At 42.1% G+C, this 24,942-nt stretch carries 29 protein-coding genes and 2 pseudogenes; 29 read left to right on the top strand and 2 right to left on the bottom strand.

Annotation, left to right across the window (positions count from 1 at the left end; translation table 11 throughout):
• Window positions 1-77 precede the first annotated feature (77 nt).
• The 20 genes from DHU66_RS05855 to DHU66_RS05765 all read left to right on the top strand — a co-directional run bounded on the left by DHU66_RS05855 (window position 78) and on the right by DHU66_RS05765 (window position 14,159).
• On the top strand, window positions 78-797 hold the full coding sequence (locus tag DHU66_RS05855; protein ID WP_108774971.1) for an ABC transporter ATP-binding protein: 720 nt from the start codon (window positions 78-80) through the stop codon (window positions 795-797).
• A complete protein-coding gene (locus tag DHU66_RS05850) occupies window positions 794-1,447 on the top strand; it encodes an ABC-2 transporter permease (protein ID WP_108774970.1) in 654 nt (217 codons plus the stop codon). The genes DHU66_RS05855 and DHU66_RS05850 overlap by 4 nt, the downstream gene beginning before the upstream one ends.
• 13 nt (window positions 1,448-1,460) lie before the next feature.
• A complete protein-coding gene (locus DHU66_RS05845; RefSeq protein WP_205839854.1) occupies window positions 1,461-1,895 on the top strand; it encodes a helix-turn-helix domain-containing protein in 435 nt (144 codons plus the stop codon).
• A 338-nt stretch (window positions 1,896-2,233) separates the two neighbouring features.
• Window positions 2,234-2,482 (top strand): hypothetical protein, encoded by a 249-nt coding sequence (locus DHU66_RS05835; RefSeq protein ID WP_108774968.1) that lies wholly within the window; start codon window positions 2,234-2,236, stop codon window positions 2,480-2,482.
• 62 nt (window positions 2,483-2,544) lie between these two features.
• Window positions 2,545-3,036: a DUF6935 domain-containing protein gene (locus DHU66_RS05830; RefSeq protein WP_108774967.1), complete on the top strand. Its 492-nt coding sequence runs from the start codon at window positions 2,545-2,547 to the stop codon at window positions 3,034-3,036.
• Between the two features lie 57 nt (window positions 3,037-3,093).
• Window positions 3,094-4,002, top strand: coding sequence for a spore germination YkwD domain-containing protein (locus tag DHU66_RS05825; RefSeq protein ID WP_135358315.1), 909 nt, complete (start codon window positions 3,094-3,096; stop codon window positions 4,000-4,002).
• Window positions 4,003-4,270: 268 nt separating this feature from the next.
• Window positions 4,271-5,428 carry an iron-containing alcohol dehydrogenase gene (locus DHU66_RS05820; RefSeq protein ID WP_108774965.1) on the top strand — a complete coding sequence of 386 codons (1,158 nt, stop codon included), beginning with the start codon at window positions 4,271-4,273 and terminating at the stop codon, window positions 5,426-5,428.
• Window positions 5,429-5,442: 14 nt separating this feature from the next.
• Window positions 5,443-6,216 carry an EFR1 family ferrodoxin gene (locus DHU66_RS05815; protein ID WP_167836288.1) on the top strand — a complete coding sequence of 258 codons (774 nt, stop codon included), beginning with the start codon at window positions 5,443-5,445 and terminating at the stop codon, window positions 6,214-6,216.
• 1,095 nt (window positions 6,217-7,311) lie between these two features.
• The gene (locus DHU66_RS05800) at window positions 7,312-8,136 is read left to right on the top strand and encodes a CD1107 family mobile element protein (protein ID WP_108774961.1); all 825 of its coding nucleotides are present in this window, start codon (window positions 7,312-7,314) and stop codon (window positions 8,134-8,136) included.
• A gap of 115 nt (window positions 8,137-8,251) precedes the next feature.
• Entirely contained in the window at window positions 8,252-8,821 is a 570-nt protein-coding gene (locus DHU66_RS05795) for a type IV toxin-antitoxin system AbiEi family antitoxin domain-containing protein (protein WP_209451753.1), read from the top strand.
• Window positions 8,818-9,714 carry a nucleotidyl transferase AbiEii/AbiGii toxin family protein gene (locus tag DHU66_RS05790; RefSeq protein ID WP_108774959.1) on the top strand — a complete coding sequence of 299 codons (897 nt, stop codon included), beginning with the start codon at window positions 8,818-8,820 and terminating at the stop codon, window positions 9,712-9,714. The genes DHU66_RS05795 and DHU66_RS05790 overlap by 4 nt, the downstream gene beginning before the upstream one ends.
• A gap of 84 nt (window positions 9,715-9,798) precedes the next feature.
• A complete protein-coding gene (locus DHU66_RS12160; protein WP_167836287.1) occupies window positions 9,799-9,936 on the top strand; it encodes a hypothetical protein in 138 nt (45 codons plus the stop codon).
• Entirely contained in the window at window positions 9,923-10,336 is a 414-nt protein-coding gene (locus DHU66_RS05785; RefSeq protein WP_167836286.1) for a JAB domain-containing protein, read from the top strand. Before DHU66_RS12160 ends, DHU66_RS05785 begins: the two co-directional genes overlap by 14 nt.
• Entirely contained in the window at window positions 10,275-11,222 is a 948-nt protein-coding gene (locus DHU66_RS05780) for an ArdC-like ssDNA-binding domain-containing protein (RefSeq protein WP_108774957.1), read from the top strand. Before DHU66_RS05785 ends, DHU66_RS05780 begins: the two co-directional genes overlap by 62 nt.
• 15 nt (window positions 11,223-11,237) lie before the next feature.
• On the top strand, window positions 11,238-11,360 hold the full coding sequence (locus tag DHU66_RS12525; protein ID WP_280952623.1) for a hypothetical protein: 123 nt from the start codon (window positions 11,238-11,240) through the stop codon (window positions 11,358-11,360).
• Window positions 11,361-11,374: 14 nt separating this feature from the next.
• The gene (locus DHU66_RS12155) at window positions 11,375-11,527 is read left to right on the top strand and encodes a hypothetical protein (protein WP_167836285.1); all 153 of its coding nucleotides are present in this window, start codon (window positions 11,375-11,377) and stop codon (window positions 11,525-11,527) included.
• A 309-nt stretch (window positions 11,528-11,836) separates the two neighbouring features.
• Window positions 11,837-12,418 (top strand): type IV toxin-antitoxin system AbiEi family antitoxin domain-containing protein, encoded by a 582-nt coding sequence (locus DHU66_RS05775; protein WP_245309415.1) that lies wholly within the window; start codon window positions 11,837-11,839, stop codon window positions 12,416-12,418.
• The gene (locus DHU66_RS05770) at window positions 12,418-13,269 is read left to right on the top strand and encodes a nucleotidyl transferase AbiEii/AbiGii toxin family protein (RefSeq protein WP_108774956.1); all 852 of its coding nucleotides are present in this window, start codon (window positions 12,418-12,420) and stop codon (window positions 13,267-13,269) included. Before DHU66_RS05775 ends, DHU66_RS05770 begins: the two co-directional genes overlap by 1 nt.
• A 220-nt stretch (window positions 13,270-13,489) precedes the next feature.
• Window positions 13,490-13,615: a hypothetical protein gene (locus DHU66_RS12520; RefSeq protein WP_280952622.1), complete on the top strand. Its 126-nt coding sequence runs from the start codon at window positions 13,490-13,492 to the stop codon at window positions 13,613-13,615.
• A 70-nt stretch (window positions 13,616-13,685) separates the two neighbouring features.
• Complete coding sequence (locus tag DHU66_RS05765; RefSeq protein WP_108774955.1) at window positions 13,686-14,159, top strand: hypothetical protein; 474 nt, start codon at window positions 13,686-13,688, stop codon at window positions 14,157-14,159.
• Window positions 14,160-14,487: 328 nt separating this feature from the next.
• On the opposite strand, the pseudogene DHU66_RS12640 reads toward DHU66_RS05765, so the two are convergent.
• Together DHU66_RS12640 and DHU66_RS05755 are read right to left on the bottom strand one after the other, a co-directional pair.
• Window positions 14,488-14,682: pseudogene (locus tag DHU66_RS12640) on the bottom strand (transposase); the annotation flags it as partial.
• A gap of 414 nt (window positions 14,683-15,096) precedes the next feature.
• On the bottom strand, window positions 15,097-15,864 hold the full coding sequence (locus DHU66_RS05755; RefSeq protein ID WP_108774954.1) for a DeoR/GlpR family DNA-binding transcription regulator: 768 nt from the start codon (window positions 15,862-15,864) through the stop codon (window positions 15,097-15,099).
• Between the two features lie 378 nt (window positions 15,865-16,242).
• Between DHU66_RS05755 and DHU66_RS05750 the strand changes: the two genes are divergently transcribed.
• The 9 genes and pseudogenes from DHU66_RS05750 to DHU66_RS12635 form a co-directional block, all read left to right on the top strand.
• Window positions 16,243-17,586 (top strand): Na+/H+ antiporter NhaC family protein, encoded by a 1,344-nt coding sequence (locus DHU66_RS05750; RefSeq protein WP_108774953.1) that lies wholly within the window; start codon window positions 16,243-16,245, stop codon window positions 17,584-17,586.
• Window positions 17,587-17,682: 96 nt separating this feature from the next.
• Window positions 17,683-18,897 (top strand): S-methyl-5-thioribose kinase, encoded by a 1,215-nt coding sequence (gene mtnK / locus DHU66_RS05745; protein WP_108774952.1) that lies wholly within the window; start codon window positions 17,683-17,685, stop codon window positions 18,895-18,897.
• Window positions 18,894-19,955, top strand: a complete 1,062-nt coding sequence (locus tag DHU66_RS05740; RefSeq protein WP_108774951.1) for an S-methyl-5-thioribose-1-phosphate isomerase — start codon at window positions 18,894-18,896, stop codon at window positions 19,953-19,955. Before mtnK ends, DHU66_RS05740 begins: the two co-directional genes overlap by 4 nt.
• 2 nt (window positions 19,956-19,957) lie before the next feature.
• Window positions 19,958-20,395 (top strand): RbsD/FucU family protein, encoded by a 438-nt coding sequence (locus tag DHU66_RS05735; RefSeq protein ID WP_108774950.1) that lies wholly within the window; start codon window positions 19,958-19,960, stop codon window positions 20,393-20,395.
• Window positions 20,396-20,425: 30 nt separating this feature from the next.
• Window positions 20,426-21,082, top strand: a complete 657-nt coding sequence (locus tag DHU66_RS05730; protein ID WP_108774949.1) for an L-fuculose-phosphate aldolase — start codon at window positions 20,426-20,428, stop codon at window positions 21,080-21,082.
• A gap of 20 nt (window positions 21,083-21,102) precedes the next feature.
• Entirely contained in the window at window positions 21,103-22,269 is a 1,167-nt protein-coding gene (locus DHU66_RS05725; protein WP_108774948.1) for an iron-containing alcohol dehydrogenase, read from the top strand.
• 118 nt (window positions 22,270-22,387) lie between these two features.
• Window positions 22,388-23,368, top strand: coding sequence for a 2-hydroxyacid dehydrogenase (locus DHU66_RS05720; protein WP_108774947.1), 981 nt, complete (start codon window positions 22,388-22,390; stop codon window positions 23,366-23,368).
• A 1-nt stretch (window position 23,369) separates the two neighbouring features.
• The gene (locus tag DHU66_RS05715) at window positions 23,370-24,803 is read left to right on the top strand and encodes an FGGY family carbohydrate kinase (RefSeq protein ID WP_108774946.1); all 1,434 of its coding nucleotides are present in this window, start codon (window positions 23,370-23,372) and stop codon (window positions 24,801-24,803) included.
• 12 nt (window positions 24,804-24,815) lie between these two features.
• Window positions 24,816-24,942, top strand: a pseudogene (locus tag DHU66_RS12635) (pyruvate,phosphate dikinase); the annotation flags it as partial.

Genomic DNA, 24,942 nt, shown 5'->3' with positions numbered 1-24,942 from the left:
TTGTCATGTACGGTTAGTGGAACCCGACGCAATCAGACTTTACAATATTCATGAAAGTCATATTTCCGGAGGACCACATGGATATTGTAGAAGTAAAAAATATCTGTAAGACCTATCAGTCTTTTCAGATGAAAGACGTGTCTTTTTCGCTGGAAGAAAGCAGGATCACCGGATTCATCGGGCGAAACGGTGCCGGGAAAAGCACCACGATCAAAGCCATGCTGAATCTGATCCATATTGACAGCGGTAAGATCTTTTACTTTGGAATGCCGTTTGCCGGAAATGAAGCAAAGATCAAGCAGCGGATCGGGTATTCCACCGGAGCAGTCAGCTGGTTTCCGAGAAAGACGATAAAAGAAATCGTCAGCACTACTAAATCCTTTTATTCAAACTGGGATGAGGATGCTTATCACCACTATATGGCGATGTTTGGTCTGGATGAAGGAAAGAAGCCCATGGAGCTTTCAGAGGGAATGAAGGTGAAGTTCAATCTTCTTCTGGCACTTTCCCATCGGGCAAAGGTGCTGATTTTAGATGAGCCGACCAGCGGGCTGGACCCATTTTCCCGGGATGAGCTCATGGAAGTGTTTCAGATATTGAAAGAACATGGGGTGACGATCTTCTTTTCAACACATATCATCTCAGATCTGGAACGGTGTGCAGATCATATCATTTATATCAGCAATGGTGAGATAAAAGCGGACTGCTCCATGATGGAGTTCATGCAGAGGAATGGGCGGCATGAGGAGACCCTGGAAGAGAGTATTCTGAGGCTGGAGAGGGAGGCGAGGTCATGAGTGCTTTATTGCGGAAGGAAATACGGCTCTCCTCGTTGCCGCTGACCTGGCTGTTCATCAGCTTTGGCGTCATGACACTGATCCCGGGCTATCCGATCCTCTGCAGCGTATTTTTCATCACGCTGGGGATTTATCAAAGCTTCCAGAGTGCCAGGGAAGCAAACGATATTCTGTATTCGTCACTATTGCCGGTGGCAAAGAATGATGTAGTCAAGGGAAAATATCAGTTTGTTATGACGGTCGAGCTCTGCGGGTTCGCTCTGATAACTGTTCTTACCCTGCTGCGAATGACGGTCCTTAAGGATGCATCTATTTACAGGCAGAATGCGCTGATGAATGCGAATCTGTTTTACCTGGGCGCAGCCCTGTTTGTTTTCGGATTATTCAATGCAATCTTTGTGGGCGGTTTTTTCAGGACAGCCCATAAGCTTGGGAAGCCCTTTGTCATATATATCATTGCCGCATTTCTGATGATCACAGTCTTTGAAGCGCTGCATCATTTCCCGGGACTTGCGGCTGTCAATGCTTTCGGCTTTGACCATATCATTTTACAAATATCATTGCTTCTTGGCGGAGTCCTGTTTTATGCGGGAATAACATATCTGTCGTATCAAAAGGCCTGCGCGGATTTTGAGAAGATCGATCTGTAGTAAGGAGGAACGCATGCTGAAAGACAATCTGGTGATGCTTCGAAATCTCCATGGGTTTTCACAGGAAGCGATCGCTGAAAAAATAGGGATCTCCAGACAGGCGTATGCTAAGTGGGAAACCGGTGCGACGGTCCCCGATATTGAAAAGTGTTTATCACTGGCAGAAGTATACGGGACGACCATTGACAGCCTGATCAGGACGGAATCCGTGGAAGGACTGGGGATCATTCCACCCGCTCCCAGAGGAAAAAATATCTGGGGTTCTGTTGCCGTAGGCGAAAGAGGTCAGATCGTCATTCCGAAAGGGGCAAGAGATCTGTTTGGACTGACGGGAGGACAGCGCATGGTCGTTCTCAGTGACGAAAATGGAATTGCCCTGATTCCGGAGGAAGTGTTCATGTCGAATATGAGAAACGCAATGGAGCGGAGTCTTGAAAAGCAGGATTAAGGAAGGTTGATACGAATCATTAAAAAATGAACTCACTTTTTACAAAAGTGTTTCTACATGCACAAACTTGAAGTTATTTATACGGTAATACTTCTAATCTGGTTGCTGACCGTCATGAGCCTTCCATGCACAGTCTGTGATTTCCATATTTGTAAAGGTTGCCAAAAAAGATGAATCCTCAGCACTACACGCATAAATACCGAAACTAATCTCCTTTGGAACATTGAACATATGACATATCCTCATTTGTTTATTGTAAAAAACAGGAGTAAGATAAAACATATATATAGTATGTGTATGAGTTGTGTGCACAGTCGTGAAAAAGAGGAAAACAGTTTTTGGCTTTGGAAATATTGCTCGTGACGGGAATAATCTTAGCAATACCGGCTCTTTCAGACAAAAATGCGGTTCGGCTTATGATTTCTGAAAAGATTATTGCACTGTTTCTGATGATTGACTGCTTTGAAAGCGACGGTACAGGAGCAGATGTTATGACTGGATTTGTGATGCTTGCTGCGGTTGTAATTATATATATCTGTGTGAACGGGCTTTTAAAAACGATTGGATTTTGTGTGATAATTAAGTAGAGGTTTCATGTTGGTTGCTTATGAAGTCGGCTTTTTGAAGCTGATTTCGGGAAGGAGTTGTTATGAAAAGAGTAACGGTAACCATGGACAAACTGCCAAAGAGCGTGCTGGAGCTGAAAAGTGAAGCAGAGAAGATGCACTCACCGGAAGGAACAGCGATTCTTACCATTGCAGCACTCTGCCTGTATCCGGAAAATCGTGATGAGTCGCTTGCGATGCTCGATTATTTAAGAGGTCCGAGACCGTTAAGTATCGCGGAGAAGCAATTCATCCGGGATCGATTTATGGATAAGGACTATGTGCCGCGCTCTTATTTTAAGGGCGCAACTCCGGACAATGACTACACGCCGGATCTTCCATATGAACTGGAAGTGATTGATCAGGAGCTGCCAGAAGAGGACGGATATGAGACGCGCTACTTAAGAAGTGGAGGAGCGGATTCCCCTCGCCCGATTAAGTTCAGAAATAAACCATCTACAGGGGAGTGGTTTTTATGGGAACAGCTGTTGCTTGCAGGAATCAGGGAGCCGGCAAGTAAGGATCCGTGGAGGTAACGGGAAGCTGACAAGTAAGTTTCTACGGAGGTGACGGGGGAAGATTGTGGGTCGCGTATGGGTAATATATTAAAAATTGTTTTACGCGTCGGTGGTGTAATTCTTGCCCTTTTTGCAGTTGTGATTGGTGTAACAGTCTATCAGAACAGTAGTTTAAAAGAACGAATAGACAACAGCAAAAAAGTTAAGGAGAGCAAGATGACAAAATTTGAATATTCGGTTGGCGGTGGAATGCGCGGAGAATCGAGCACTGTCACCGTCAGTGTTGCGGATGAGAACTCCTGCCTGATTTCGGAGACTGATAAGGAGTATTATGCTGCAAGGAAGGTTGTGCACGAATACCGGACGGAAGAGGATCTGCTTGGGGAAATCGAGGACATTTTCCGCGAAAATAAAATGCAGAAATGGAGCGAAAAGGACCTGAGGGGTATTTTTGTAGCAGATGGAGCGTCTGAGAGTTATCGCTTTTCTTTTACAGATACTGATGTGTACTTTTCTTCGCAGTATTACCCAAAAAAATACAGTGAAAAACTGGCTAAGATTCATGAGGTGATTGAATCAAGAAAGAAGGAGGCAGAACAGCTTCCTGCACTGAAGCTTCCAGTGGGTGAGTCAGAGGATCAGGTGAGCCCGTCAGCGGAAATTTATCCGACGGATGGATATTTAGGGCTTTATCTTGAATCTTACGAGCAGAATGAATTACATTTTGTGATTCGAAACGGGCGTAAAGAGGCGTTTCCAGGAATTGGCGAGAATGGCTTGAATGCGAATGTTTCTGAGGTGAAGATCATCGATTTGCAAAGTCAGGAGGAACTGCCGCTTCTGTCTCCACGTTACGGATATGGTGGAGCCTGTGCCGGGGAGAATATTGGAGAAGGCTATGTGACGCCGGAAAGCTGGTTGGAACCTGGACATTACGAGTTACGAGTGGAGAATCTTGCCTGTGAATTTGAAATCGTGAAGTGAGTGTCTAAGAAAGAGTGAAAGTATGGTACCTGTCAATGTAATTGTGACGCTTGTCATTGTCGGGCTGTTTTGTATTTTGATGCCGGCAGGGCTTTTAATCTTCTGGCACAAAAAGACGAAAACGCCTGTGGTAAATGCCCTGATTGGATCATGCAGGAATTCCTGACATTTCTTGCAATACAGAATATGAATAACAAATGATTTTATATAGGTATTTTACAATTCAAATAAAGTTCTGCATACTGTATCTGTAAAGAGGTGAACAGCGATGCAGAACTTTATTTATCACATGCCTGTGAAAGTCTACTTTGAACAGGGCGGCGTCAGAAAATACTTCCCCCAGGAAATGAATCATTACGGCAGGAACATCATGATCGTCTACGGCGGCGGTTCCGTCAGAAGAAACGGTATTCTGGATGAAGTGAAAAGCACGCTCGAAGAATGCGGCAAAAAAGTCATTGAATTCGGAGGTGTCACTTCAAGCCCGTCCTACGCAAAAATCCAGGAAGGCATTGCACTGTATAAAAAAGAGAAGATCGATCTGATGATTGCTCTTGGCGGCGGGTCTGTTGTTGACAGCACAAAGATCATCGCAGCCGGCGCTGAGATTGAGGAAGACATCTGGGAAGAGGAAGTTGTCAATCAGCATGTTCCGCAGAAGATGGGCAAATATGCAGTTGTTCTCACAATTTCCGGTGCCGGTGCCGAGATGGACAATCTTGGAGCCTGCACCAATGAACTGACACATGAAAAGAAAACACTCATGGGACCTTACGCAGATTTTGTCATTGAGGATCCGTCCTATCTGATGACTGTTCCTCTGCATGTTTTCACACCCGGTGTATATGATTCTCTGAGCCACTGCATGGAAACATATTTCGGCAGGGGAACCAATGTATGGGATGAAATCAATGAGAGCCTGATGAGAAACATCATCCGCAACGGCAGGGCTTTGATGGAAAACCCGGACAGTATGGAGATCCGCTCCAATCTGATGTGGGATTCCTCCCTGATCCAGTCTTTCAGCTTTTATACCGGATGTCCGGGAGATTTCCAGGCACATGGCATAGAAAATATGCTGGCGGCATATACACACGCGACCCATGGCGTGCAGCTGGCCATCCTGCAGCCGGTCTACTATGACCATATTGTCGAAGACGGCGCTGAAGTATTCGCCCGGTTCGCAGTAAATGTCATGGGTGTTGATCACGCCGGGAAAACAGACATTGAAACGGCCAGGGAAGGAATCGCGCAGCTGCGTGAATTCATCCGCTGTCTGAAACTTCCGGAAACATTCAGCGAAGCAGGAATCGAAGTCAGTGAAGAGACTGCTTCTGCTGTCGCGGATACATGCAATGTTTCCAATACAAATGTGCGTCAGCTGACCAGGAAGGAAATCAAAGAGATTATCCTTGCCTGCAGATAGGGGAAGGAAGCACTATGATTTTCTACTTTACATCAACCGGCAACAGCCTTTATGCAGCGAAGAAGTTTGACAACGATCTTCACAGCATTCCACAGGAAATGAAAAAGGAAAAAAGAATCTACAAAGCAGAACAGATTGGGATCGTCTGTCCTCTGTTCGAATTTGATCTGCCGGTGATTGTCAGGGACTTCATAATGAATTCAGAATTTGAAACGGAGTATTTCTACATTGTCATGACATACGGCATGCACCATGGCGGCTGTGCCGCACGCAATGCGGAAGTCTTTGAAGAATCAGGCAGGCATATCGATTACTTCAATACGGTCAAAATGCATGATAATGCGCTGCCGGTCTTCGACATGGATGAACAGAGACGCATCAATCCAGAGAAAAAGGTGGATGAACATCTCGATGCGATCAAAGCGGATCTTCAAGCGAAAAAGCACCATATACAGCCTGCTTCAAAGGAAGAAACTGACTTTTATGAAGGCTATAAGGCACATGCGATTGAATACAGTCCTTCCAATGAAAATCCCCTGTACAAAGTATCAGACCAGTGCATCGGATGCGGGATCTGTACCAGAGTCTGTCCGAAAGGATGTATCCGCATAGAGGATGGAAGACCTGTATATGATTACAGCAGATGCTTCGGCTGTATGTCATGTATACATGCCTGCCCCCGCAAAGCAATCGGCTATGCGGCACTGAACGAAAAAAATCCCAATTCACGCTATCGCCATCCGGATATTCAACTGAGCGAAATTATCAGCTCAAATCATCAGAACTGAACTTAAAAAGCTCTTCGCCTGACAATATCATTTGTCTCTTTTGCAATATTGGTCCAGCTCTTCACCAAAGTGAAGACAATAGCGGAATATTATAGTTTCGGCTTCATATTGACTTTGATTTCCTCCACTGTTTTTAGCAGACATGTCATGTCAACAGCAGATTTGACCCCAGGATATAAGTGTAAATAGATCTAAAGAGACGCATTGAAAACCAGTGAACTTTTAGCAGTTCATTGTCGTGAAAGCGTAATATCCACTGGCAGATCGACGGCTTTGGTTCAATTATCGTATCTTTAGAACGTATGGCTTCAGAATCACTTCATCTGGATTTGAACGAATTCATAGAATTTCTTTGCCGTGTCGGGGCTAAGAAATTCAAAGAGCTGAAAGGATGATTTTCCATTCAGCTTTTCTTTTGGGTAAGAATCGATATTTGATGAAATGATATTGCATGCATACTGATCGACAACACTAATTGCTTTCAGATCGCATTCCTTGGGACAGATTTTCCAAAGAAGCAGGTGCACGTTCTCAAGAGAACCTTTCTGCCATGAAGCCATCGGGTCGCAGAAGAACATCCTTGCCCTTCGGATTCTGTCGGATCTGATTTCAGCCTGGTTCGCGCATGTAAATTCTGTGCCTCGGTCTGTCTTAAGAACTTCAGCTTCCTTGTTGAACAAATCATGTCCAAGGATTTCATCAAGAAGATTAATACCTGCAAGCATATTGAGCGATGTTTTCGTTTCATGATGCAGGCAGAGCGGCAGATTGTAACGGAGAAACTTGAAGGTTTGAGTGCATGGACCATTGGTTGGATCGTTATATACGGTATCCAACCCGGGCATACGGATTTGCGTACATGTATTCGTCGGATTCCTTGCTGGTCCGGCCTTTCGTATAGGAAAGGTCTTTGCGAGGCTTAAACTGCCTCTTTTTGAAGGGGACTCTTCTCACCTGCTTCTTCAGATCAAGACAGTTGATGGGAATACCGGCTTCTGTAAACACACCGGTCCTGATACAGGAGAACCGGAAGAAGGCTAAGGAACCGGCCTCCGGATCACGATTTCAAAGGATGGAGAGGAATCCACTAACCAGGTGGGCACTATCCAGGCCAACGGATCCAGACTGAATGTCAGATGCGGCGGCGGAATGGATTATCAGGTGATCGACCGGCTTCGTCCCGGAGATACCGTGAAGGTGCTTGGCGTTGAAGGCGACTGGGTAAAGGTTATCATTCCGGAGCTGACAGGCTATGTCCATAAGAACTGTCTCAACATCCATACGGAAGCGACTTCCGGATCAGAGACATTTGAACCTACTGAGGAGAACCTGCAGTCATTCCTGCAGATGTTGGGGCAGGGATTTGGAACCACTCCCCTGACGCCGGACGGGAATCTGACTCTGGTAGATGATTTCGGAAGCATCATCGGGACAGGAAAACAGTTCGTAACATTGGTGACGAAGGCAGGCAACTACTTTTATCTGATCATCGATCGTGATGAGAAGGGCATCGATAATGCGCATTTCCTGAATCGGGTGGATGAAACAGATCTCTTTGCACTGATGGATGAGGATCAAGCGGGAGCCATGAAGGAGCAGATCGCAGCGGAAGAAGCTGCAAAAGCTGCAGCGGAGGCCGCGGAGAAGGCAAAGACAGAGGAGACGGAACCTCAGCCGACAGAATTGGCAGAACAGGAAGCGGAGCAGAAACCGTCAAAGCTGCCTTATGCAATCGGGCTAATCATTCTGATCGGTGCATGCGGTGCGGGTGGATCGTTCTTCTACCTGAAGAACAAAAAAAGCCAGGCTGAATCTATAGAACGCCCAGATCCGGATGCGGATTACCGTGAGTATGAGGATGGCTACGATTTTCCCGAAGAGGAGGATTCAGGAGAAGACCCTGAATCTGAAGACGAATAAAACTGTGCAGGCAGTTTCTGTTTGAGACTGTTGAATACGAGAATTAAATGAATGTAAGCAGATTGAATAAACTGCAAACATTTGTTAAAATATCTGCAGGAGGTGAATGATGTATATGAAGCCAACACAGCAATTCATTTCCATGCAGGAACTGAAGAGGGAAGGATATTCTTACTACGATATCAACAAGCTGGAAGATTCCGGCAGGCTTGCCAGAGTGAATAAAAAGTATTATGAGAATCTTGATTTCAGCGGTGAGCCAAATGACTTTTATGCTGTTTCCGCTGTCTCAGATAAGGCTGTGGTCTGCCTGATCAGCGCAGCGGTATATTACGACCTGTCTGAAGAAAGGCCGTCGGCAGTGGAGGCCGCACTTCCCAGAGGTACCAGAATGCCTTCACAGCCGGACTGGCCTGCCATGAAATTTTTCCTTTTTTCTGAGGAACGATATGAAACAGGGATCAGAACGGTGAATGAAGACGGGAATCTGTATCGCATCTACGACATGGAAAAGACAGTATGCGACATTGTATTCTATCGAAATAAGATCGGGTTTGAGCCCGCTGTTAAGATCGTAAAAAAATATCTGAACCGTAGCGACAGGGATATCAATCGTCTGATGAAATATGCGGAAAAACTGCGCGTGGAGACTGCCATGCGGCAGTTTCTGGAGGTGCTTGTATGAGAAATGCTTCCTCAGTGAAAGACAGGCTGAAGAACTATGCGAAAAAGAGCGGAAGAACCGTTCAGGATGCATTAACTGTTTATATTCTCGAACGAGTTCTCTACCGGATTTCTGTTTCCAGATACGCAGATGATTTTACGCTGAAAGGCGGCATCCTTCTCTATGGTTTGTATACAGATGACTTTACGAGGGCTACAACGGACATCGACCTGCTTGGACAACACATTTCAAATGATCTTGAGACATTGAAGGCAGTTTTTGGAGAAATACTGAATACAGAGGCAGATGACCCAATCCGCTTTGATATGAATACCCTTGAGGCAGTCAATATTACGGAATTTAAAAAGTATCATGGTGCAAGGATTTCAGTAACTGCTTATCTTGACCGGACAAGAATTCACGTTGGCATTGATATCGGATTCGGTGATGTCGTTTATCCGAAACGGCAGAAAATGAATTATCCAACACTGCTGGATGATGATCCAGTAGAACTGTATGCATATTCTGTTTATACGATCGTTTCTGAAAAAATGGAGGCAATCGTTTCCCTTGGCGTGGTGAACAGTCGATATAAAGATTTCTACGATCTCATGACCATTTCCGAACGGGAGGATTTCGATGGCAGCATATTACAGGAGTCTTTGATTGAAACATTCGATAATCGACACACCACATTTGACGATATTGCTGCATTTGAAGATGATTTTATCGAAGATCACAGCCATCAGCAGCGATGGAAAGGCTTCTTAAAAAACAAAAGGGTTGCTTCGCCGCTATCATTTGAAGAAACCATGAATGAAGTGAAACACTTTATTCTTCCGGTAATCACTGCAATCCGGGATGACAAACCATTTTTTAAACATTGGAATCACATTTCCAGAGAATGGGAATGAACAAATCATAACAAGCTATGCAGACCGCCTGTCTTATCGCAGACGGTCTTTCTTTATGCCCGATAGAACGGAAAGGAGGCCGCTATGAGCGAAGAGAAAAAGAAACGGGAGGAAGAGATTTTCTCTACAACTGGGAAAATCCGTGACCAGATGCAAGAGCTGGTAGAAACGAATGTGATCCTCGTGATCCCGATCGGAGGTGATGCAGATGAGTTCCAGTAAACCCTATAAGCTGGATCAGGTAGGAATCCGGATAGTCAAGGAACCACCGCTCTATAGCGCGGAACCTGTCAACTCTCCACAGGCGGCCGTCCGGCTGATGTCACAGACACTGAAGGGATATGACCGCGAAGTGCTGGCGGTTGTGAATCTCCGGAATGATCTGAAGCCAATCAACATGAATATTGTCTCCATCGGGACACTGAACCAGTCACTTGCGCATCCGCGGGAGATCCTAAAGAGCATCATTCTCTCTAACGCGGGATCGGTCGTGCTGTTTCATAACCACCCGAGTGGAAACCTTACGCCGTCTCCGGATGATATTTTCCTGAAGTGCCCGCTTGGCAAAAATCTGCGAACTGCTTGGAACACCGATTGTGGACCATATCATCATCGGCAATGACGATCATTACTACTCATTTCAGGAAAACAAGATCTTAAAGGTTCCTTCTCTGGAATATGCCAGAGATGTGTCGGATCTTCATATTGGCGCAGAGACGGTATCGGAACCTGCAGCGAAGAAGCCGCAACAGACCATCGCGGAGATCACGGACAAGCTGGAGCAAGGCGTTCATGAACTGTTTAACAGCGAGCGATACCGGGAATATCTCTCCACCATGGCGAAGTTCTATAACTACTCTCTGAACAATACGATCCTCATCAGCATGCAGAAACCGGACGCCACGCTTGTTGCCGGATACCAATCATGGAAAAAGAATCATGGCAGGCAGGTGAAACGCGGCGAAAAGGGAATCAGGATTATTGCACCGGCACTGTATAAGATCAAGACAGAACAGGATGTAATTGATCCAAAAACAAGGCAGCCGGTGCTGGATACAGACGGCAAGCCGAAGAAGGAAACCGTTGAGATAGAACGTCCATTGTTCCGGATCGCTACCGTCTTTGATGTCAGCCAGACCGAAGGCAAAGAGCTGCCGACGCTGGGCACTGAAGAACTGATCGGATCCGTCGATGGGGACAGCATTCTGCTCACCGCGCTGGAGAAGACATCGCTGGTTTCGGTTGGCTTTGAAGAGATCCGGGGAGGGACCAAAGGGTATTTCCATACGACAGACAATCGGATTGCCATTCAGAACGGCATGAGCGAAATCCAGACCGTGAAGATACTGATTCACGAGATCGCCCATACAACGCTCCATACCGGGAATGATAAGGAAGGTGTGGATGCCAGGACGAAAGAGGTACAGGCAAAGAGTGTCGCCTATACCGTCTGCCAGCATTACGGCATTGAAACCTCTGATTACTCCTTCGGGTATATCGCCGGCTGATCCACAGGACGTGAAATGGCAGAGCTGAAGGTATCGCTTGAGATGATCCGCTCTGCAGCAAGCGGCCTGATCGAAAAGATTGACGGGCATCTGCTCGATCTTCGAAAGGAGAAAACCAGGGTCAGGGATCCGTCATAGAAGCGCCGGGAGAAATGAAAATGCGGACGGATGTCGGTACAAATGTCGGAAGAAATGTCGGTCTAAATGTCGGTGTAAATGCAGATCATCCGAAAAAGTCTATCTGCGCAGAGCTGAAGGTACCGGCAAAGAAGCCGATGCCGAGGAATCGGGAAGAGGTGCTGTGATGGGATTCCAACTGGTTATAGCGGAAATGTCATCTGTTGCCCAGAGCATTGCAGATCTTCCGGGTCGTCTACCTGCAGAGTGGATGCCGGAAGCCATTTGATCGCCTCTGGATTTCCTCGATGGAGGACGCGGCAAGCCAGAAGAAAGTGGAACTTAAGACAGCGATACAAAATGCATGAGGACGGTTTTCGTTGCCAACGAATTCAGCGGTGTTGGCATGAGATTATTCCTTTGGAAATGAGTAATTGAATAATCATATCTAACGTGCTAATATCATAATAGATATTAGCACAAAGGTGGTGATACTTGTGAACGCAATTGAAGACCTTTTTACTGAAACGGGGATCATTACGGCATCAGATGCAGCAAAGAACGGCTTTGAAAAAGATGCTTTTTATCAATATGTAAAAGAGAATAATCTGGAACGGATTGGTCATGGAATCTACATCAGGGAAGATGCGTGGCCCGATGACCTTTTTGTTCTTCATAAGCGCTGCCCCGCAGCAGTTTTTTCGCATGAAGAAGCACTGTATTATCACAATCTTACAGACCGCGAACCAATACGGCATACACTGACCATTTATACGGGGTATAACACAAAACGACTGGTTGATAGCGGATGCAAAGTGTATACGGTGAAAAAAGATCTGCTGGATGTAGGAAAGGTCATTGTAAAGAATAATTATGGAAATGACATTCCGGTTTATGATGTGGAGCGGACGGTCTGCGATATTGTGCGAAGCCGCAGGAATATTGAGATTCAGGAGTTCAATACAGCATTAAAGGCGTATGTTCAAAGAAAAGATAAGGATTTAAATAAGCTGATGTCTTATGCACAATTATTCCATGTGGACAAGATAATCATGCAATATATGGAGGTACTGCTGTAATGCCACTTACGTCAGCACAATTAAAAGGCAGAATCAAAAGCCTGGCATCCAAGAATAACGCGGATGCCAGAAATCTTTTGAGAATTTACGCAATGGAACGATTTTTGGAAAGGCTTTCCGCATCGAAGTATCATGACAATTTTGTCATTAAGGGCGGAATTCTTGTGACGGCTATGGTTGGTATTTCTCAGCGCTCTACAATGGATATTGACACATCAATCAGGAACGAAAACCTGTCTGCAGAGGATGCCAGAAAGATCATATCTGAAATCATAGATATTGACCTTGGCGATGAGATGACATTTTCAATCAAAGCTGTTGAAAATATCATGGATGAAATGGAATATCCCGGGATCAGAGTTCTGTTGGATTCGCAAATGGAGAAAATGATGATTCCTCTCAAAATCGATATCTCTACGGGAGACGTGATTACTCCGCACGCGATGGAATTCACCTATTGTCTGATGCTGGAAAATCGCAGCATTTCTCTTTGGAGTTACAATCTGGAGACGATTCTTGCTGAGAAGCTACAGACGATTCTTGCTCGAGGTGTTTTGAACACCAGAATGAGAGATTTTTATGACGTCAGGACGCTGCTCCAGCTTTATGGAAATAGAATTGATCGTGAGACTTTAATAGCGGCATTTACAGCGACCTGTCGAAAGAGGGAAACAGAACTGCTGTATGCGGATGCAGATAAGATCCTTGAGAATGTTGAAGGCAGCATTGCTCTCAGGAAACTATGGGAATCATATCGAAAAAAATATTCCTATTCGGCAGACATTACATTTGAGGAGACAGTAAAGAGTATCAAACAGCTGGTGCATATGCTTGCTGGTGACGATGAGTAATTGTATTGGCGGTAAATCGGGATTGCGATGAGGTCACAGATTGTGACCTCAAAAGAGAGAAAAACAGAAATTACATCAAACTAACTCCGGCAAACATCTATTACGAGTAAGAGTGGGGATTAAATTTGCCAGTGCAATTTTCAAGCAATATTGCGTTTTCAAAAAGCCTCTTGACCGCAACCTTTGGGGGTAACTTATGGTTAGGCTGGAGGTGATACTTATGTATATTAATGAAGCTGCAAAATTATTTGGAACAACGAAAAAGGCAATCGGTATTATTGCCGGATCCGGAATTCCGGGGAAAGTATCTGTCTCTTCATTTTCGGGAATTCTTATTGGATCCTAACGAGACCCAAGAACAGGAAAATGCTTATTATGAAATATGTGACTATCTTGACTGAAAGAGAGGTATTCATATGAACTCAAAAAAGCTTTCTGACGCTATGAGCGAACTTGATACAAAATATGTTGATAAAGCTCTCAATTACAAGAAGAAATCTAAAAAGCCCAATTGGGGAAAGTGGGGAGCTGTTGCAGCTGGTTTGTGCCTTGTGGCTGCAGCGATTGGTGTTTCGCATATCCTAAATTCCGTACAAGACGATACGACCACAAATGTTATTGCAACTAAAATGGCATTTGAAGCTAAAGTGTTGGAAGTTCAGAACGGCGCTTTGATAGTAGAGCCAATAGAGGGAACACCAGAGCGTGAGCTAACGGAAAGTATTGCCATTGACACAGAGGATTTAGGAGAATGTAATACAGTTGAGTATGTAAAAAGAGCGCAAATCGGAGATACAATCAAAGTTTGCTATTTGAAAGAAGATAGTGATATTAGTAATGGCGTGATTGCCGTTTACGAGATTATCCCCTTAGAAGAAAAGACAATTTGAAATCCTGTAGGGTTTTGGAAAAATGAGCTTTAAAGTCCTATAGGGTTTTAGATAGTCAAAAATCGAAAGGTTCTGAGGTATAGGAGGACACAATCTCCTCGACCTTAGAATCTTTTTCTCATAGACCATCTGTAGTTTTTTAACAATGTTTACGGATCAGGTGATGGATTTATTCATCATCTTCATCTGGGCCGTCTGAGTCATAGGGCTTATTGCCGTTTTATATAAGTGGCTTGTTAACAGTATAGCTGCCTCTTGTCTTGCCTTCACGCTATTGAGACTTTAAGTGACTGGTCGGCCCACAGAATAGGTTATTATTCAGGCAGTATTAGGCTCTTGCGCGGAAACGCTCAAAATTGGCAAATCCATTCGAGACATTGATTAACATGCGAAGCTTATGATTGATGCTTTCAGCAAGGGCATTGCTTTGGCGGTAACCATCACAAGATCTCTCAAAACTATTGATGATTACTGGCTTCCAGTGTTTTAACAGAGCGATGAATTCATCATAGCAATGAAGATCTGAAGCCTGCCATCTGCTTTCTTGGTTTCCAGGCTCTTAATCCGCTCAGGCTTTATGTTCAAAGCTGATATGATAAAATCGTTATTGGTCACAGTGTGACGCACCTCCTTGTTAAATATGGTCTGTGGTAAGCCTGTATTAACACTGGAGGCTTTTTTGTATCAATACCCATCCCTACGCAATTTTAGAAGAGCCCCCTACGCAACAAAAAAAGGCCGAAAATTCGGCACTACGTGATTTTATAGGGGCACCCTAACCCGACGGTATTTTAAAGTTCCATTCTTTGAAGCTGACAGGTTATTTTTATCTTGTATACATTCATATGTCTGTGATGGTACATTTTCAAAACAGCAGATCAAGGGGTGGCCGACCTAATGTGATCTGCAAATGTACGCTTAATATGAAATTTTCAATTTACCATATCACCTTGATTTCATTCTCTTGAAAATAATCCATCCAAGTTTTGTTTGGCTGTTGATCTGTAATAATTGCGTCTAAAACTGAAATCGAGCTAATTAGAAAGGCACCTTCATCATCGAATTTTGTATGATCAACTAACAGATATTTATGACGTGCATGTTTTAGCATTTCCTGACGAATATATTTTTGCTTTTCATAGTTATCTAACATACCAAACTGTTTATCTAAAGCGTTACAACTGATAAATGTGCTGTTAGTAAGGTATTGCGAATAGGTATTAATGGCATTTTCACCTACAAATGAACCGGAACGACTGTTATATTTTCCTCCAACACAAATTAACTTTGTGTTGGGCTGCGGCTCACTAAAAAGAGTAATAATATTCAAAGAATTCGTTAAAATGGTAACCTGCATTTTATGATCCAGAACATAGTGAGCAAGAGTGAGGCATGTAGTACTAGAGTCAATCGAAATATAATCGTTAGGTTGAATGAATTGCTGTGCAGCTGTATATCCAATATGCTGCTTTTCTTCCGGAATCATTTTGGACCTTAATTGGATTGGAATTCCCTTATCTTCGTCTGAAGGGAGATATGCCCCACCAAAAGCTTTTATCAGCTTTCCCTCTTTTTCAAGTTCTGATAGGTCCCGTCTAATGGTTTGATCTGAGCAATTCAGCTTTTCACATGCATCTGCAACAAGAATACTTCCTTGCTCATTAAGCATTTTCATTATTGCGTTTTGTCTATCGATTTTTAGCATGATAAATTCCTTCCTAATGTTAAGTCTCAAAAGGCTCTAGAATATTCAATGTATTCAAAGAATAAACGTCAATATATTTATCTTGATTAATACATAATAAAATTATACAAATGTTGAATTGCTTTGAAAATTGTAATTTATGATTTTTTGCGTCCGGATAATATCAGGCTCTTTCCGACTGCTTCTTGTTTATCTTGTATTGGCAGATCTTATACATGTTGGAATCTGTTGGCTGTTATCATAAATCAAAGCATTTCAAAAAATAAAATGATTTTGTAAGCGGTTTCTGTTGACAAATGTTGAATTAAGAGCAAATATATACGTGGAACTTAGCTAAGCATACCAACAAAAATCAAAGTGCAACAAAAAGGAGAAAATATGAGTACCAAAAATAATGAACAGAAAAAGGGAAGTTTTATGGGTCTCGTTCCATTACTGGTTTTCCTTGCCATTTACTTTTTAATGGGAGTAGGATCCGGCAGCTTCGATAATTTCCCTCTCATGATCGGTATGTTTGTCGCCATGGTTGTGTCATTCATGATAAAAAAACCTGGCGAAAAATTAACATTCGGACAAAAGGTTGACATGTTCTGCGAGGGAGGCGGCGATAAAACGCTGATTCTCGTTGTTATCATCTACATGCTCGCAGGAGGATTCTATGGTGTAGCTGGCGCAATGCATGCAACAACGAGTGTAACAAACTTGATGCTGAGCATTCTTCCAGCAAGAGCAATCCTTCCAGGATTATTCCTGATCGGCTGTGTACTGTCGTTTGCAATGGGCACCTCAATGGGAACTGTTACAGCACTTCTTCCAATTGGTATTGAAATCGGAAAAGCGACTGGTGCTAGTATTCCGTTGATTTGTGGAATTGTTGTAGGTGGAGCAATGTTTGGCGATAACCTTTCATTCATTTCAGACACAACAATCGCTGCTACTACAACTCAGGGTGTTGGAATGAAAGATAAGTTTAAGGCTAACTTTCTCATGGTTCTTCCAGCAGTTATTATCAATTGCATTATTCTGGCATTCTGGCCTATTAACGCTGAATCCATCAACATGGGTGGTGCTTGGAGTTTTGTGAATCTGATTCCATATATCATGATCATTGCATTATCTCTTGCTGGACTAAACGTTGTGCCGGCAATGGGACTGTCAATTGTTGCAGGAGTTATTATTGGTATTGCTCATGGTGATTTCACCTTCATTCAGTGCTTCAATGTTATTCATGACGGAATGACTGGAATGGAGGACATGGCTGTGATTACAATCTTCGTTGGTGGTGTAATTGCATTCATGAAATACCTTGGAGGTATTGATTGGCTATTAAATACAATCGGTAAGCATACAAAGGGAAGAGTTGGTGCAGAACTTTCTATTGCTCTGCTTGTCACATTGGTAGATATTGCTACAACAAACAATACACTTTCTATTATTGCTTGTGGACCGATTGCAAAGGATATTTCTGAAAAGTTTGGCATTGCACCTGCCCGGACAGCATCGATTCTCGACTTGTTCAGCTCTGCTGGTAATGGCATTACTCCTTATGCAGGACAATTGCTTGTGGCTGGTGGATTGGCAAGCATTCCGCCAGTAACAATTATGCCATATGTGTTCTATTCTTGGCTGATGTTTGCATTTGGAATCATCTTCATTCTCATTGGATTCCCTAAGGGCGTTGTTAACGGCAAGATAAAGACTAAAGATAAAACAGCTGCCTGAGTAATAAATAGCTATTTCTTAAAGAAGCTGCAGAGAGCTGGAAATATATTATTAACTGCAGCTTCTTAATATTTATTGAATTTTTGGAGGTGTAAAATGACTGAAACAAAGTATTCTAAGCATTTTCTGATGGATACCAAATCGGTAATTGATTTTGTGAAAGATAATCTTCCTGATTTCTTCGCAGAAGATGCTGATCTTGAAGCTTCTGAAATTGGTGATGGAAATATCAATTATGTGTTCAAAGTTGTAGATAAGAAAAATGGAAAGTCATTAGTTGTTAAACAGGCAGATATTTATCTTCGCTCTTCAGGTAGACCATTTGATACACATCATAACAAGATCGAATATGAAATCCTGGCAACGGAAGGTCGACTTGCTCCTGGCTATGTTCCAGAAATTTATAATTATAATGAGGCAATGTGTGCTTTAACAATGGAGGATGTATCTGAATATAAAAATCTTCGTAAGGAAATGATGACTGGAAAGACATTTGAAAAACTTGCGGATGATATTACGACATTTATGGCTGATACACTGCTGCCAACCACCGATCTTATCTTGGACAGACATGAGAAGAAAAAGAAGGTCCAGTTATTCACAAATATTGAATGTTGCGATATTACGGAAGATCTTGTCTTAACTGAACCATATTATAATTATAAAAATCAGAACACAATTACTAAGGGTGAAGAAGATTTTGTAAAAGAAAACCTTTATGATAATGAACATCTTCATGCAGAAGTTGGTTATCTAAGAAATAACTTTATGAATAATGCGCAGGCACTTCTTCATGGTGATCTTCACAGTGGTTCCATTTTCGTAAATAACAGTGGCATTAAAGTGCTTGACCCTGAATTTGCATTCTATGGGCCTATGGGATATGACATCGGCAATGTAATTGGCAATATGTTCTTCGCCTGGGCTAATAAAGCAGTTACAGATTCAGACAATTCTCAGTTCCTTACATGGGTAAAGGAACAGATTGAAGAAATGTATGATCTGACATATGAAAAGCTCAGTAAGAAGTATGACGAACAGGTGAAATTCCCTCTGTATAATACTGAATTCAAGAAGAATTATCTTGCCTCTGTTATGGCTGATTCTATGGGATACGCAGGCACTGAAATGATACGGAGGACTGTAGGTGATTCAAAGGTTGCTGAGGTGACAAGTGTAACTGATCATGATCAGCGTGTTAAAGTTGATGAAACTTTGATTAAAACGGGCATGATATTTATTGAAAACCGTGGAGAGTTTCGCAATGGCTCCGATATCACAAAAGTATTTGAAGAGGAACTGATCAAATGATTGAACTCAAAGACAGACAAGATGCCGATCTTGCGTTCATGCTTAGATTTGAAAATGTGGCGTGGTATGAAAACGGAACTGTAAGAATTTTGAATCGTACTATTTATCCTATCCGCACTGAATTTGTAACTTGCCATACACATCAAGAAGTTGCAAAAGCGATTAAAGATATGATTACGCAGTCTGAAGGACCGTATACTGCAGCAGCGATGGGGATGGCTTTATCAGCCTATGAAATTAAAGATGAGCATGATCCTAAAAAGATAATTGATTATCTTTCTAAGGCTGCTTATGAATTATCTCACGCAAGACCTACAACGGCTGCTCAGATGGAAGGTATTGTAAACGGAGCAGTGGCAGTTGCCAAAGAAATTGTGGACAAAGGAATCACTGGTCAGGATCTTGTTGATGCAATGTTTGAGTATGCCTATAATTATGAGAATAATAATTATAGAAGATATACCATCATTGGACACAATATCGCTGAGAAAATTCCTGACAATGGAACCATTCTCACTCAATGTTTTGCTGGAACAGTAGTTGGCACAATGTTAAGAGAATGCCGCAGAATGGGGAAGGATGTAAAAGTATTCTGTGCTGAAACTCGTCCTTATTATCAAGGAGCACGATTAACGGCAAGTGTTGCATGTGATATGGGATTTGATGTAACAGTAATCACTGATAATATGCCAGGATATGTAATGAAGAAAAAACATATTGATTTATTTACATCAGCTTCTGATGTAATTACAATGGACGGTCATGTTGTCAATAAGATTGGAACCTTTCAGATTGCTCTTGCTGCACGTTTTCAGGGAATACCATACTATTGTACTGGAACACCAGATCCAAAGCATCCTACAATGTCAAATGTAGTTATTGAAGAAAGAGATCCAGAACTGGTAACAGAGTCTCTTGGCCAAAAGATTACAATGAATGGTGTAAAAGGATATTATCCAGCATTTGATGTAACCCCGCCTGAATTGGTTACAGGTATTGTTACAGATAAAGGTATTTATGCACCGGAAGATGTACATAAATATTTAGATGGAGAATAATTATGCTGAAGGGAATATCACCATTAATTTCACCAGAACTATTGAAAGATTTAGCTGAAATGGGTCATGGTGACACAATTGTTTTAGGTGATTGTAATTATCCTGCAGTTTCTACAGGAAAACGATTTGTCAGAGCTGACGGTGTGAGGGCAACAGATCTGCTGGATGCTATTTTACAGTTACTTCCTCTTGATGTAGATGAGCCTGGCGCACCTGTGATATTAATGGGCTCAACCGATCATCCAGATATGATTCCGACCGTTTGGAAAGAATTCCGCAATATTGTATTGAAGTACGAACCAAAGGCAACATTTGATCATACTGGTCGCTTCGGATTCTATTCAAAAGCAAAAGATGCGTTTGTCTCTGTTCAGACTTCTGAACAGCAATACTTTGGATGTATCATTCTTCGAAAGGGTCCGTGGTTTGATAAAAATTGAATCTTCAAAAGAGAAAAGGAGATAAAAACTATGTTAATGGAAAAAGAACGTGAACTTGTTGTTGAGTATGGTAAGAAAATGATTAATGAGCACCTGACCACAGGTACTGGTGGAAATATTTCCATCTATGATCCTGAAACAGGAAATATGGCAATTAGTCCTTCCGGAATCGACTATTTTAAGACAAAGCCTGAAGATGTTGTGATTATGAAACTTGATGGCACAATTGTTGAAGGAAACCGTAAGCCATCCAGTGAAAATGGAATGCATAGGGCTTTGTATTTAAAGAAGCCTGAGGCAAGAGCGTGTGTACATACACATTCAATGTTTGCTACAGTACTTGCCACACTGAATATGCCAATCAAGTCTGTAAACTATATTTTGGCAGATACAGGAGCAAGTGAAGTTCCTGTTGCTCCATACGCGACATTTGGTACTCCGGAATTGGCTAGTGTTGTAGCTGAAACAATTGGTGATTGCAACGCATGTCTGCTGGAGAACCATGGACTGATTACTGTGGGTAAAAATCTCGACTCAGCATTCTCTCTTGCAAGAGAATGTGAATTTATTGCTGAAATTCAGTGGAGATGCCTGTGCGTTGGTCAGCCTAATATTCTCACAGATGGCCAGATGAAAGTCGTCATGAAGAGATTTGGAACATATGGCCAAGTTAAGGAGAAGAAATAAGTTGGAGTTAAAAATGGTCTATGATTGATTTTGAATATATTAATCCAGCCAGAATTATCTTTGGGCAGCAGTGGGCTGAACCAGTAAAAAATGTCTTAAAGAAGCTTGACGTAAAGTCAATGATCATGGTTTACAGTGGAGAATTTGTAAAAACACTGGGGATTTATGATACTCTTGGCAATATTTGTAAGGATCTTGGAATCAAGTTTATTACAAATGGCAATGTTGTTCCTAATCCGAAAATTGAATTATGCCGTGAAATGATTAAAGTTGGCAAAGCAAATAATACTGATTTCGTGATGGCAGTTGGTGGAGGTTCATCTGTTGATACCGCTAAAACCATTGCCTTAGGTATTCCATATGATGGTGATGTTTGGGATTTCTTTGAAGGAAAGGCAGTCCCTGAAACATGTTTGCCTATTGGAGCAATTTCAACAATTGCTGCGAGTGGATCAGAAACGTCAAATGCGGCAATTATTACAAATGGTGACCATAAAATCGGCTATGAAAATGAAATGCTGATTCCTCGTTTTGCAGTAATGGATCCTGATTATACTGCAAAACTTCCTAGATATCAGTGGGCGTGTGGCATTTCTGACATCCTTTCTCATCAGATGGAAAGATATTGGACTAATACAGAGCATGTTGATACAACAGATTATTTATTGGAAGGTGCTGCCAAGGCTTTAATGCTGAATGGTGAAAGAATCATGAAGAACCAAGATGATTACCAGGCAAGAGCAGAGGTTCAATGGTTGGCTTCTATTTCTCATAACAATTTGTTGAACACTGGTCGTCAGGATGACTGGGCTTCGCATCGTGTAGAACATGAACTGTCCGCAGAGTATGGTATTACTCATGGTGAAGGAATGGCTGTGGTAATGCTTGCATATTTGAAATATGTTGCGGTACATCATCCTCATAAGACTGCACAGTTTGCCAACCGTGTATTTAATGTTGATTATGCCAATTATACTGAAACAGAAATGACATTGAAGCTTGTTGAAAAACTGGAGGAGTTCTACAGGATGCTTGGATTGAAGACTACTTTAACTGAGCTGGGAATTGATGATTCCAAATTTGAACTCATGGCAAATAACGCAACTAACAATAATACACAACCAGTAGGACATTATTACCCTCTGGATAAAGACAGGTTTATTGAAGTCTTGAAGCTTGCCTTGTAAATCATAAAAATAGCCCCTTTCTATCAGGCTCTTATGTGAATAGCAGGCAGCTGCATCATATTCATGTAAGAGCCTTTATTCAATTGGAAAATATTATATAAATTGGAGAAAAAATAATATGAAAATTTATGTCAGAGCACCATACAAGAAAGAATGCTTGGAAGAATTGAAAGAACATTTTGAAATAGTTTATGAGCCTTGGACAACAAATGGTGAGCGTTATTATGAGGATGAAATGCTTGAACATCTGAAGGATGTTAAGCCGGATGCACTTATTACAGAGCTTGACAGAGTAACGGAGAAAGTGTTGACTGGATATCCTGATCTGAAGTTTATTGGTGATTGCCGTGGCAATCCTGCAAATATTGATGTTGAAGCGTGCACCAGACATAAAGTTCCCGTACTTTGCACACCTGGAAGAAACCGCCAGGCAGTTGCTGAAATGGTGGTCGGCCTTATTCTGACCTTCTGGAGGAATACAATCCCATCTACTCAATGGATAAAAGATGGTGGATGGGTAAAAGGAACAACTCCTTATTATCTTTGGATGGGGCATGAACTGCAACATAAAAAGGTTGGAATTGTAGGCTTTGGAGCTGTCGGTCGTGCAGTCGCAAAGCTTTTGGATGCTTTTGAATGTGATATTTCTTTCTATGATCCTTTTATTAAAGGTGATCAGGGACATTATCATAACGTAACGTTGGAAAACATTTTCAGCACCAGTGATGTTGTTACTCTTCACGCAGCAGTGACAGATGATACAAAAGGAATGGTAAATGAATATCTGCTCTCCTTAATGAAGCCTAATGCTCTCTTTGTAAATGCAGCAAGATCTGCATTAGTCGATAGTGATGCATTAATGAAGGTTTTAAATGAAAAAAGAATTGGCGGTGCAATTCTGGATGTTCTTGATCAAGAACCGCCAGAAAAGAAAGATTTGGAAATCTTAAAATGTCCAAATGTTTTGCTTACACCACATATCTGTGGGGCGACATATGAAGTGACGGATCATCAATCTGAAATTTTGAATGATCGAATTGAAAAATTGATGAGCAAAAAAGACTTAGATAAGGTCGTGTTTAACAAGGAAGTGCTGTAATATGAAATATTATCTGATGTTTGATATGGGGACAGGCAACAGCCGAGTATCTCTGGTCTCATCAGACGGAAAGATTCTTGGCTTACGCAATTTTTCTAATACCTATTATCGTGATAATAACTATGAAGATGGGCAATATTTTATTCCGGATGAGTGGGCTGAAAAGTTGATGGGTGGTTGCATAGACCTCTGCCGACAGTTTCGTGATATACGTATTGATGGTATTTCTGCTGCTGGAGCTAGACAAAGTTTTGTCCTGATTGATCGTGATGGCAATGCTTTTATTGGACTCCCAAACATTGATAATCGTGGCAGAGCGTACATGAAACCATTAAAACAGCATCCAGATATATATTCAATTTCTGGAAAGTGGATTACGGAAGATTTTGGAGCTGGAAAGTTGCTTGGGTTTAGAAAAGTTTACCCTGATCAGTATGCTCGCATTGCAAAGATTACCAGTTTAAGTGAATGGATTGGATATTTGTTTACTGGATATATTTGCATGGAATATTCCCATGCATCTGAAAGTCAGCTGTATGATATTCAGAAAAAAGATTGGTCGGAGAAACTGTGCGGTTATTATGGATTTGATATAAAGATTGTTCCTGAACTGAAAGCTGGAGGAACAATTCTTGGAAAAATTCATAAGAAGTATCAATCGGCTTTAAATCTGAGTGATAATGCTGTATTTATCGTTGGTGGAGCTGATACTCAGACAGCAATCCGTCAGACAGATGTATCTAAAGGGGATATTGCTATCGTGTCAGGAACAACATCACCTATTGTCAGCTTGACTGATAATTATATCAATGATCCTGACGAGCGGTTATGGATGGATGCAGATCTCGGAGGGAATGGATTCTTGATGGAAATGAATCCCGGTGTAACAGGGATGAATTATCAACGGATGAAAGATGCTTTTTGCCCAGATATTTCCTATGATCAGCTTGAAAATTACTACGATGGCATGAGAGACTTTGCCTGTACTGCTTCATTTAACAGTTTGCTTTTTTATGAAAAACACGGATTGAAATATGGTGGCTTCTTTATGAGATCACCATTGCAGCTAAATGTTAATCGTCAGGAAATGATGTATGCGGTACTTGGTGATATCGCCTGTGGAATTTATGAGGAGTTATGGCGCAACATCAAAATCACAGGTAATGATACTGAGCGTATCTATGGATGCGGAGGCGGATTCCAGTCAAAAACATTATGTAATATGATTGCAAGCCTGGCGAATAAGAAACTTGTTTTGAAACATGGCTATAACCAGGCAACAGTTTTGGGACTTGTGAACGTTGCAAACAGTACACTCTGTGAAGAATCAGGTAATAACCCTGAGATAGTTGAATATGAACCTGATCCCAATAATCTAATTCATAGTTATTACAAGAAATGGTTGGAAAACAGAAAAAGGATTATACAAGGATAATAGGAGAAATTAATGACAGAAAAGAAATATGTCTATAAGTTTGCTGAAGGAAATGCAAACATGCGTGAGCTTCTTGGCGGCAAGGGCGCAAACCTTGCTGAAATGAAGTCACTGCACCTTCCGGTGCCGGAGGGCTACA

This window comes from Lactimicrobium massiliense, from assembly GCF_900343155.1.
Classification (GTDB): Bacteria; Bacillota_I; Bacilli_A; order Erysipelotrichales; family Erysipelotrichaceae; genus Bulleidia; species Bulleidia massiliensis.
This window is presented reverse-complemented; position numbering and strand designations above follow the sequence as displayed.